5 protein-coding genes are annotated in these 11414 nt (G+C 74.2%); all 5 read left to right on the forward strand.

The window, feature by feature from the left end:
• Positions 1 to 4 precede the first annotated feature (4 nt).
• From P1V51_08465 to P1V51_08485, 5 genes are read left to right on the forward strand one after another with little or no spacing between them, the layout of a single operon-like run.
• Positions 5 to 6730: a beta-ketoacyl synthase N-terminal-like domain-containing protein gene (locus P1V51_08465; GenBank protein ID MDF1563062.1), complete on the forward strand. Its 6726-nt coding sequence runs from the start codon at positions 5 to 7 to the stop codon at positions 6728 to 6730.
• A complete protein-coding gene (locus P1V51_08470) occupies positions 6727 to 7803 on the forward strand; it encodes a 3-oxoacyl-ACP synthase III (protein ID MDF1563063.1) in 1077 nt (358 codons plus the stop codon). The genes P1V51_08465 and P1V51_08470 overlap by 4 nt, the downstream gene beginning before the upstream one ends.
• Positions 7797 to 8702, forward strand: a complete 906-nt coding sequence (locus tag P1V51_08475) for an alpha/beta fold hydrolase (GenBank protein ID MDF1563064.1) — start codon at positions 7797 to 7799, stop codon at positions 8700 to 8702. Before P1V51_08470 ends, P1V51_08475 begins: the two co-directional genes overlap by 7 nt.
• Positions 8699 to 10387, forward strand: a complete 1689-nt coding sequence (locus P1V51_08480; GenBank protein MDF1563065.1) for a fatty acid CoA ligase family protein — start codon at positions 8699 to 8701, stop codon at positions 10385 to 10387. The genes P1V51_08475 and P1V51_08480 overlap by 4 nt, the downstream gene beginning before the upstream one ends.
• On the forward strand, positions 10384 to 11376 hold the full coding sequence (locus P1V51_08485; GenBank protein MDF1563066.1) for an NAD-dependent epimerase/dehydratase family protein: 993 nt from the start codon (positions 10384 to 10386) through the stop codon (positions 11374 to 11376). The genes P1V51_08480 and P1V51_08485 overlap by 4 nt, the downstream gene beginning before the upstream one ends.
• The last annotated feature ends 38 nt before the right edge of the window (positions 11377 to 11414 follow it).

An 11414-nucleotide genomic window follows, 5' to 3' on the forward strand; every position in this document is an offset into this window, starting at 1 on the left:
GCGGGTGGATCCCATCGCGGTCGTCGGGCTCGGCGGCCGCTTCCCGGATGCGAGGGACGTCGCGGCGTTCTGGGAGCTCGTGCGCGCGGGGCGCTCGGCCGTGCGCGAGGTGCCCGCCGGGCGCTGGGTGATCCCTCCCGCGCGCGCGCTGGCCACGGAGGAGGGCGCGCAGCCCGACCGGGTCACCTCGGCGCGGGCCTGCTTCCTCGAGGACGAGCACCTCGAGCTCGAGGGCCTCGCGCTCTCCGACGAGCTCGTCGAGCTGCTGCCGGGCCTCGACCCGATGTTCCGGATCGGCCTCGCCGCCGCCCGGGACGCCTGGCTCGACTGCCGGCGCGAGGACCTCGACCCGCAGCGGGTCGACGTGGTGCTCGGCAACATCGCCCTGCCCACCGAGACCACCTCCCGCCTGGCCGTGGAGGTCCTCGGCGGAAAGCGGCGCCCGAGCGTCCACCCCCTCAACCGCTTCGTGGTGGGCCTCCCCGCCGGCCTCATCGCCCGGGCCCTCGGGCTCGGCGGCGATCAGCTGGCCCTCGACGCCGCCTGCGCCTCCTCGCTCTTCGCCGTGGCCCTCGCCTGCGAGCGCCTCTGGTCGCGCCGCGCCGACGCCGTCCTCGCCGGCGGCATCGGCCGCCCCGACTCCCTCTACACCCACATGGGCTTCTCCCAGCTGCGGGCCCTCTCGCCCGACGGCCGCTGCGCGCCCTTCGATCGCCGGGGCAACGGCCTGGTGATGGGGGAGGGCGCCGGCGTCTTCGTGCTCAAGCGCCTCGAGGACGCGCTGCGCGCCGGTGACCGCATCCGCGGGCTCATCCGCGGGGTGGGGCTCTCCAACGACACCGACGGCAAGCTCCTCTCGCCGAGCAGCGAGGGGCAGCTGCGCGCGATGCGGGCGGCGTACCGCCAGGCGGGCTGGTCGCCCTCCAGCGTCGAGCTCATCGAGTGCCACGCCACCGGCACCCCGGTGGGCGACGCCACCGAGCTGCGCTCCCTGCGCGCCCTCTGGGAGGACGCCGGGGGAGACGCGCGCCGCTGCATCATCGGCTCGGTGAAGTCGAACGTCGGCCACCTCCTCACCGGCGCCGGCGCCGCCGGGATGATGAAGGCCCTGCAGGCCCTCGAGCACCGCACCCTGCCGCCCACCGCGAACTTCGAGGAGGGCCTCGCCGATCTCGCCGACAGCCCCTTCGAGGTGCTGCGCCGGGCCGAGCCCTGGGCCGCGCCCATCGGCGGCGGCGCCCGCCGCGCGGCGGTGAGCGGCTTCGGCTTCGGCGGCACCAACGCCCACCTCCTCCTGGAGGAGTGGAGGGCCGAAGACGGCCCCGCCGCCGGCCTCGTCGCGCCGGCCCCCGCCCCCCGGGCGCGCCCGGCCGTCGCCATCGTCGGGCTGGGGGGCCGCTTCGGTCCCTGGGCCGGCCGCGAGGCGCTGACCGAGCGCCTCCTGGGGCTCGCGACCCCCGGCGAGCCGCCGGCGCCCGGCCCGCACGCCTGGGCGGACGAGGGGCTCGATCGACCCGGTCACTACCTCGAGGCCATCGAGGTGGCCTTCGGCGCCTTCCGCATCCCGCCCACCGAGCTCAAGGAGATGCTGCCGCAGCAGCTGCTGATGCTGGTGGCTGCGGCCGAGGCGCTCGCGCAGGCGGGCGGCCCGGGGGAGGAGGGCCTCACGACCGGCGCCTACCTCGGCATCGGCCTCGATCTGAACACGACCACCTACCACGCCCGGTGGGTGGCCCTCGAGCAGGGCGCCGAGGCCGCGGCGCGCGTCGGGCCTCCGCTGACGCCGGATCGGACGATGGGGGCGCTGGGCGGGATCGTCGCCAGCCGCATCGCCCGCGAGTTCGGGCTGGGCGGCCCCTGCTTCGTCCTCTCCAGCGAGGAGAGCAGCGCCCTCTCCGCGCTGGAGCTCGCCGTGCGCGCGCTGCAGCGAGGGGAGATCGATCGCGCGCTGGCCGGCGCCGTGGACCTCGCCGGCGACGTGCGCGTGCAGGCCCTGCCGCTGCCGGGGCAGGAGCCCGCGGTGGTGGGGGAGGGCGCGGGGGCCGTCGTGCTGCGCCGCCTCGAGGACGCGCTGGCCGCCGGCGAGGAGGTGCTCGCCGTCATCGAGGGCGTGGGCAGCGCCAGCGGGGGCGGGCTCCTGGAGGGCAGCCCCGAGCCCGAGACCTTCCTGCGCGCGGCCCGGCGGGCGCGCGCCGACGCCGCGGGGGACGAGGCGCTCCCCGTCGACCTCCTCGAGCTGGTCCGCGGGGGGGTGCCCACCCGCGCCCGGCAGGAGCTGATCGGCTGGCTGGAGGAGGGCCGGGATCGCGAGGGCGACGCGCTGACCCTCGTCCGGGCGAGCGAGCGGGTCGGGGAGAGCGGCGCCGCCTCCGGCATGGCCGGCCTGCTGCGCGCCGTCCTCTCCCTGCACCACCGCATCCTCCCGGCCGACGCCGAGGGCGCGGCCCGGCCCTGGCTCCGCGACGCGCAGGGGCCTCCCCGCCGCGCCGCGATCAGCGCGCACTCGGTGGACGGCAAGGTCGTCCACGTCCTGCTGCGCGAGGGCGAGCGCCGCTCGCCCACCCTCGAGCCGCGCCCCGCGACGCTGGCCCGGGAGACCCTCCTGCTCCTCTCCGCCGACGACCGGCCCTCCCTCGCGGCGGCCCTGCGCTCCCTGGCCGGCGAGCTCTCCCGGGAGCCGCTCCTCGAGGTCGCGCGCCGCGCCGCGGCCCGCCAGCAGGCCGAGCCCGGGCGCTTCGGGCTGGCGCTGGTGGCCCGCGACGGCGAGGAGGGGCACGGCCTGGCCACCCTGGCCCTCGCCGTCCTCGAGGATCCCTCGCGCAGCGAGGCCGCCCTCGAGAGCGAGCTGATGCTCGGCAGCCGCGGGCGGATCACCTGCACCTTCTCCCCCCTGGGCGGCGACCCCGAGGCCCTCGCCTTCGTCTACCCGGGCTCGGGCAACCACTTCCCGGGGATGGGCCGCTGGGCCGGGCTGCGCTGGCCCCACCTCCTCGAGCCCGCCGCGGGCGAGGACGCGGCGAAGGCCGGCGGGATCAAGGGGCAGCTGCAGCCCCGCCTCTCCTGGCAGACCGAGCTGGCCGGGATGAACGCCGATCCGGCGGGGCTGATCCGCGCGCAGGTCGCCCTCGGGATCGCCCTGACCCGGCTGGTCGAGGGCTTCGGGCTGCGCCCCCGCCACGCCCTGGGCTACAGCCTGGGAGAGACCGCCGCCCTCTTCTCCCTCGGGGCCTGGACCGACCGCGCCGAGATGGCCCGGCGGATGCGGGAGACCCCGCTCTTCGTCGACCAGCTCTGCGGCGCGAACCTCGCGGCCCGCGAGCTCCTCGGCGAGCGCGAGCCCCTCGAGTGGGCGATGGCCGTCGTGCAGCGCGACCCCCTCTCCCTCAAGCTGCGCCTCGTGGACGAGGAGCGGGTCTTCCTCCTCATCGTCAACACCCCCGAGGAGTGCGTGATCGGCGGTGAGGCCCGGGCCGTCGCGGCCTTCGCCGGCCGGGAGGGCCTCGAGCTCCACCCCGTCGAGGGCGTGACCACCGTCCACTGTCCGGTGGTGCAGCCGGTGGGATCGGCCTACCGTGACCTGCACCTCCTGCCGACGACGCCGCCCGAGGGCGTGACCTTCTACAGCGGCGCCCGGGGCGAGCCCTACCGCGTCGATCGCGAGAGCGCCGCGGACGCCATCCTGGCCCAGGCTCTCGAGGGCATCGACTTCGCCGCCACGGTGGAGAGCGCCCACGCCGGAGGGGCGCGGCTCTTCCTGGAGATCGGACCGGGGGGCTCCTGCACCCGGATGATCTCCCGCACCCTCGCGGATCGGCCGCACGCCGCGGTGGCGCTCCACGTCGCCGGCCAGGATCCCGAGCGGACCCTGCTGCGGGCGCTGGCCCTGCTCCACGTGCACCGCGTGCCGCTGGATCTCTCTCCCCTCTTCGAGGGGCGGAGCGCGCCGCCGGTGAAGGACGAGCGCCCGGGGATGACCCTGAAGGTGGGTCTGGGGCCGATCGCAAGGGAGAAGACGGGGACGGAGACGGGGACGGAAAGGGCGAGGACTCCGATCGTCACGGAGATTCCGATGGCGACGGACGAGCCCCTGCCGCGCACGCGCACGAGCACCCGCACGCGCACGGTCGTTCCCGTCGAGCCCGCGCCACCGCCCCCGGTCCCGATGGCGTCCCCGGCCCCGTGGCCGGCCGCGCCGATGGATCCCATGCTCGCCGCCCTCGCCGACGCGGCGGCGCGCCGGGCGGAGGCCCACCGCTTCTTCCTCGCGAGCAGTCAGGCGAACCTCCAGGCCCTCGGCCAGGGCTTCGCCCAGCTCGCCGGATCCGGGGACGTACACGTACACGTACACGAACACGTCCACGGTCTCTCCCGGGTCGAGCCGGAGCAGCCCTCTCCCCGGGCTCCGCACCCGCTCTCGAGCGAGGTCCCCCGCAGCCTCGATCACGATCAGTGCATCCAGTTCGCCGTCGGCAAGATCGGCGAGGTCCTCGGCGCCCGCTTCGCCCACGTCGACGCCCACCCCACCCGGGTCCGCCTCCCTGAGGGACCCCTGATGCTGGTCGATCGGATCCCCCTCATCGAGGGTGAGCCGAACTCGATGCGGCCGGGGAGGGTGCTCACCGAGCACACCGTCCACCCGGGGCGCTGGTACCTCGACGCCGGCCGGATCCCCACCGGGGTCTGCGTCGAGTCGGGGCAGGCCGACCTCTTCCTCTCGGGCTGGCTGGGCATCGACAGCGAGACGAGGGGAGAGGCGGTCTATCGCCTCCTCGACGCCAAGGTGACCTTCCACCGGGGCCTTCCGCGCTCCGGCGAGACGATCCTCCACGACATCCGCATCCTCGAGTTCTTCCAGCAGGCGGGCAGCTGGTTCTTCCGCTTCGAGTACGACTCGACCATCGAGGGCGAGCCGGTCCTGACGATGCGCGACGGCCTCGCGGGCTTCTTCACCGACGCCGCCCTCGCGGCGGGCGAGGGGCTGAAGGCCTCCCGCCTGGACCTGGAGCAGCGCCGGCCCCGGCCGGCCCCCGAGCTGCCCGCCGCCGCGCCTCCGATCCGGGGCGAGGCCTGGGACGGGGCCGCCCTCGACGCCCTCGAGCGGGGCGACCTCGGGGCCGCCTTCGGCGGCGCCTTCGCCTCCCTCGGCCTGCGCGCGCCGACCCGGCTGCCCGGCGGTAAGCTGCGCCTGGTCGACGCCATCACCGAGGCCGACGAGTCCGGTGGGTGGTACGGGCGCGGCCGGATCGTCGCCACCCGCGCCATCCACCCCGACGACTGGTTCCTCACCTGCCACTTCGTGGACGACCAGGTGATGCCCGGCACCCTGATGTACGAGAGCGCCCTGCAGGCCCTGCGGGTCTTCCTGATGCGCAAGGGCTGGGTGGGCGAGCAGGGCGCGGTGGTCTTCGAGCCGGTGCCCGGCGTGCAGAGCGTGCTCAAGTGCCGGGGGCAGGTCGTCGCCAGCACCCGCGAGGCCACCTACGAGGTGCAGGTGAAGGAGCTCGCCGTCGAGCCCGGCCGCCCGCCCCACGCCCTGGCCGACGTGATCATGTACGCCGACGGCCGGCCCATCGTGGAGATCGTCGATATGTCGCTGCAGGCCACCGGCCTCGACCGGGACGCCCTAGTGGCGCTCTGGGGCGCCCACCCGGCCGAGCCGGCGACCCTCTACGGACCCGAGCAGATCCGCGCCTACGCCGAGGGCCGCCCCTCCGAGGGCTTCGGCGAGCCCTACCGGATCTTCGACGAGGAGCGCCGCATCGCCCGCCTGCCCCGCGACCCCTACCTCTTCATGGACCGGGTCACCCGGGTGAAGGGGGCGCCCTTCGTCTTCGAGAAGGGCGCCGAGGTCGACGCCGAGGTCGCGGTGGATCCGGCGGCCTGGTACTTCCGCGACGGCCGCCAACCCACCCTGCCCTTCGCGGTGCTCCTGGAGATCGCCCTGCAGCCCTGCGGCTGGCTGGCGGCCTACGTGGGCTCGGCGCTGCAGAGCGCGACCGACCTGCACTTCCGCAACCTCGGCGGCGAGGCCCGCCACCACCGGCTCGTCACCGCCGAGACCGGGCTGCTCTACACCCGCACCCGCCTCACCGATCTCTCGAAGTCGGGGGACACGATCATCCAGCACTTCGCCTTCGAGGTGCTCGATGCCCAGGGGCCGGTCTACACCGGCACCACCTACTTCGGCTTCTTCACCGGCGCGGCCCTCGCCAACCAGGTCGGGCTGCGCGGCAAGTCGCTCCACGATCTCTCGGCGCTCCCCGCCGCCGCCTCGTCCGCGCTCGACGGGCCGGGCCTGCCGGTCGGGATGCTGCGGATGATGGACGCCGTCGATCACCTCTCCCGCGAGGGCGGCCCCCACGGGCACGGCGGGGTGCAGGGGAGCAAGACCATCGATCCCGCCGAGTGGTTCTTCCAGGCGCACTTCTACCAGGACCCGGTCTGGCCCGGCTCGCTGGGCATCGAGGCCTTCCTCCAGCTCCTGATGGCCGCCGGGGCCGAGCGCTGGGGCGCCCGCCGCTTCACGCCCGTGCTCGGCGCGGATCACCGCTGGAGCTACCGCGGCCAGGTCATCCCCGCCGACCAGAAGGTCATCGTCCAGACCGTGCCGACGGCGATCGACGACACCACCCGAACCATGAAGGCCGACGGCTTCCTGGCGGTGGACGGCCGCCTGATCTACGAGATGAAGGACTTCGCCCTCCGCTGCGATCCCGAGGAGACCCCATGAGGTACGAGCGGGTCTTCCTCGACACCCTGGCCTTCGAGCTGGCGCCGATGGTGGTGAGCACCGCCGAGCTGGAGGACCGCCTGGCGCCGGCCTTCCGGCGCCTCCACATCCAGCCCGGGCAGGTCGAGGCCCTCACCGGCATCCGCGAGCGCCGCTTCTGGGCGCCGGGCACGAAGGTCAGCGAGGGCGCCATCAAGGCCGCCCGCCGGGCGCTGGCCGACTCGCCGGTGAGCCCGGAGGACCTCGGGGCCCTGATCTTCGCCGGCGTCTGCCGGGACGAGTACGAGCCGGCGACCGCCACCCACGTCGCCGCCGAGATCGGCGTGCACCCCCGGGCGATGGTCTACGACCTCTCCAACGCCTGCCTCGGCGTGCTCAACGGCATCCTCGACCTGGCCAACCGGATCGAGCTCGGCCAGATCCGCGCCGGGATGGTGGTCTCCTGCGAGTCCGCCCGGGAGATCGTCGACGAGATGATCTCCGCGATGCTGGCGCAGGAGGACCCCGACCTCGTCGTCCCCGGTGAGGTCGAGAAGTCTCTCGACGCCTTCCGGCTCGGACTGGCGACCCTCACCGGCGGCTCGGGCGCCATCGCGGTGATCGTCACCGACGGCTCCTTCGCGCCGAAGCGGCGGCGGCTGGTCGGCGGCGTGAACCGCAACGCGCCGGAGCACCACCTGCTCTGCCGCTGGGGCGTGGAGAAGATCGACGCCGAGACCTACCGCCCCTACATGCGCACCGACTCGGTGAAGGTGCTCGAGCACGGGGTGGCCCTCGGGCGGGAGACCTTCCGCGACTTCCTGGCCGAGCTCTCCTGGACCCAGGAGGCCATCGACCGGGTCATCTGCCACCAGGTGGGCGCGGCGCACCAGGCGCAGATCCTCAAGACCCTGGAGATCCCGCCCGAGAAGGACTTCGCCACCTACGGGCACCTCGGGAACATGGGCACCGTCGCCCTGCCCGCGGCGGCGGCCCTCGCCGAGCGGCGGGGCTTCCTCGCCCCCGGTCAGCGGGTGGCCTTCCTGGGCATCGGCTCCGGCCTCAACTGCACCATGCTGGGGATCGAGTGGTGAGAGACTACCCCTTCGAGTCGAACTTCCTTCCCCGCCCCGGCGGCCGCCTCCACTACCTCGACGAGGGGCCGAAGGACGCGCCGCCGGTGCTGATGGTCCACGGTAACCCGACCTGGTCCTACTACTACCGGCACCTGGTGCTCGCCCTGCGCGAGAGCCACCGGGTGATCGTGCCCGACCACCTCGGCTGCGGGCTCTCGGACAAGCCGGCCGAGGGCGAGTACCCCTTCACCCTCGAGGCGCGCATCGCCGACCTCGAGGCGCTGATGGAGCAGCTCGAGCCCCTGCGGCCGGTGAAGCTCGTCGTCCACGACTGGGGTGGGATGATCGGCAGCGGCTGGGCCACCCGCCACCCCGAGCGGGTGGAGCGGCTGGTCGTGCTCAACACCGCCGCCTTCCACCGGCCGGCGGGCAAGGCCATCCCCTGGCAGCTGAAGCTGGTGCGGGAGACCCCCTTCGGCGGCCTGCTGGTGCGGGGCTTCAACGCCTTCGCCCGCGGGGCCGTGCGCTCCTGCGTCACCGAGACGACCCTCGACGCCGAGACCCGGGAGGCCTACCTCGCCCCCTACGGCTCCTGGCAGGACCGCCTGGCGGTGCTGCGCTTCGTCGAGGACATCCCGCTGAAGCGCTCGCACCCCTCCTACGACACGGTGACCGAGGTCGAGGCGCGCCTGCCGGCGCTGCTGGAGAAGCCGATGCGGATCTACTGGGGGATGCGGGACTTCGTCTTCGACGGCGACTACCTGGCCGAGTGGGAGCGCCGCTTCCCCCGCGCCGAGGTCCACCGCTTCGAGGCGGCGGGCCACTACGTCCTCGAGGACCGGCGCGAGGCCATCGTCGCGGGCGTGAGGGAGTTCTTCGGGGCCGGCGCGCCGGCAGTGCAGGAGGCCACCTCGTGAACGTCCGCATCCTCAAGTTCCCGAAGTTCCCCAGCCCCAACGTCGCCAGCCACCTGCCGCGGATGGCGGCCATCCAGCCGGAGCGGGTGGCGGTGGCGGTGGCCCGCGGCCGGGCGGTGGACGGCTCGCGCCGCTACGATCGGCTGACCTTCGCCGAGCTAGACGACGAGTGCGACCGGCTGGCCTGGGGGCTGCAGGCCGTGGGCCTCTCGCGGGGGCAGCGGGTGGTGCTGATGGTCCCGCCCAGCCTGGAGTTCTTCACCCTCACCTTCGCCCTCTTCAAGATCGGCGCGGTGCCGGTGCTGGTCGATCCGGGCATGGGCCTGCCCTCCCTGAAGAAGTGCCTGGAGGAGGCCGAGCCCCGCGCCTTCATCGGCACGACCAAGGCCCACCTCGCGCGGACCCTCTTCGGCTGGGCCCCCGGCGCCGACCGCCTCGTCACCGTCGGGCCCCGCCTCTTCTGGGGCGGCAAGACCCTGGAGCAGGTGCGGGCCGCCGGGCGGGCCCTTCCCCATCAGGTCGCCGACGTGGAGCCCTCCGAGACCGCGGCGATCCTCTTCACCAGCGGCAGCACCGGTGTCCCCAAGGGCGCCGTCTACCGCCACGAGGTCTTCGCCGCTCAGGTCGAGATGCTCCGCAGCCTCTACGGCATCCGGCCCGGCGAGATGGATCTGGCCACCTTCCCCCTCTTCGCCCTCTTCGGTCCGGCGCTGGGGATGAGCGCCATCGTCCCGGAGATGGACGCCTCGAAGCCGGGCTCGGCCGATCCCGAGAAGCTGGTCGCGGCCATCGAGGACTTCGGCTGCACCAACATGTTCGGCTCTCCGGCGCTGGTGGATCGCCTCTCCCGCCACGGCGAGCGCCTGGGGTTGAAGCTGCCGACCCTGAAGCGCGTGCTCTCGGCCGGCGCCCCCGTCCGCGGCGAGGTGCTGGCCCGGATGCAGGGGCTGCTCTCCGAGGGCGCCCAGGTCTTCACCCCCTACGGCGCGACCGAGGTCCTGCCGGTCTGCTCCATCGGCTCCGACGAGCTGCAGGCCACCCTCGAGGCGACGGGGGAGGGCGCCGGGGTCTGCGTCGGGCGGCCCGCCGAGGGCAACGAGCTGAAGATCATCCGCATCGACGACGGCCCCATCGAGCGCTGGAGCGACGAGCTGGAGCTGCCGGCGGGCGAGATCGGCGAGATCGTGGTGCGCGGCCCCACCGTCACCCACGCCTACCACGGGCGCCCGGAGTCCACGGCGCTGGCGAAGATCAGCGACGGCGCGCGCGAATCGCGCTACCCGATCTGGCACCGGATGGGCGACCTCGGCCGCCTCGACGAGGAGGGGCGGCTCTGGTTCCAGGGCCGCAAGGCCCACCGGGTCGTGCTCCCCGGGGGCACGCTCTTCACCGTGCCCTGCGAGCGGGTCTTCGACACCCACCCCGCGGTGCGCCGCACGGCCCTGGTCGGCATCGAGCGCGAGGGCGCGCGGCAGCCGGTGATCTGCGTCGAGCTCGAGCCGGGGATCGGCCGCGGGCAGCACGCGCGGATCACCGCCGAGCTGCGCCGGCTGGGCGCGTGGCGCGCGCACACCCGAAAGATCGAGCGCTTCCTCTTCCACCCGGGCTTCCCGGTGGACGTGCGCCACAACGCGAAGATCTTCCGGGAGAAGCTCGCCCTCTGGGCTCAGGAGGTCGCGCCTTGAGGGTCCTGGTCACCGGCGGCGGTGGCTTCATCGGCGGCGGCCTGGCCCGGCGCCTGGCGGAGGCCGGCGAGGCCGTCCGCACCTTCTCGCGGGGCGACTACCCGGAGCTGGCCCGGCTCGGCGTCGAGCAGCACCGGGGCGACCTCGGAGATCCCGAGGCGGTGGCGCGGGCGGTGGAGGGCTGCGAGCTGGTCTTCCACGTCGGCGCCAAGGCCGGGGTCTGGGGCGCGGCCGAGGACTTCCACCGCGCCAACGTCCTGGGCACCCGCAACGTCCTCGACGCCTGCCGGCGCCACGGCGTGCGCAGGCTGGTCTTCACCTCCTCGCCCAGCGTGGTCTTCGACGGCGGTGACCTCGAGGGCATCGACGAGTCGCAGCCCTACCCCGAGCGCTATCCCTCGCCCTATCCCGAGACCAAGGCCATCTCCGAGCGCGAGGTCCGCGCGGCGGCCAGCGAGGGGCTGATGACCGTCTCCCTGCGGCCCCACTCGGTCTGGGGGCCGGGGGATCCCCACTTCGTCCCTCGCATCGTCGAGCGGGCGCGGGCGGGGCAGCTGCGGCAGATCGGCGACGACACCAAGCTGGTCGACAGCACCTACATCGACAACGTGGTCGACGCGCACCTGCTGGCGGCCGAGAAGCTCGGCCCCGAGCTCAACGGCAGGGTCTACTTCGTGAGTAACGGCGAGCCGCGGCCCACCTGGCAGCTCATCAACGCCATCGCCGTGGCCGCGGGCGCGCCGCCCATCGAGAAGAGGGTCCCCCGGGGCCTGGCCTACGCGGCCGGCTCGGTGGTGGAGGGGATCTGGAAGACCTTCGGGATCGCCTCCGAGCCGCGGATGACCCGCTTCCTGGTGAAGGAGCTGACCACCGCCCACTGGTTCGATCTGAGCGCGATCCGCCGGGATCTGGGCTATTCGCCGCGGATCAGCATCGACGAGGGGCTCCGGCGACTCTCCGTCTCGACCGATCGGTCCTCGACCCGATAGATAGGGCCGATGGGTGATTGGACGGGTGGTTTCAGGGG

This window comes from Deltaproteobacteria bacterium, from assembly GCA_029210625.1.
Classification (GTDB): domain Bacteria; phylum Myxococcota; class Myxococcia; order SLRQ01; family SLRQ01; genus JARGFU01.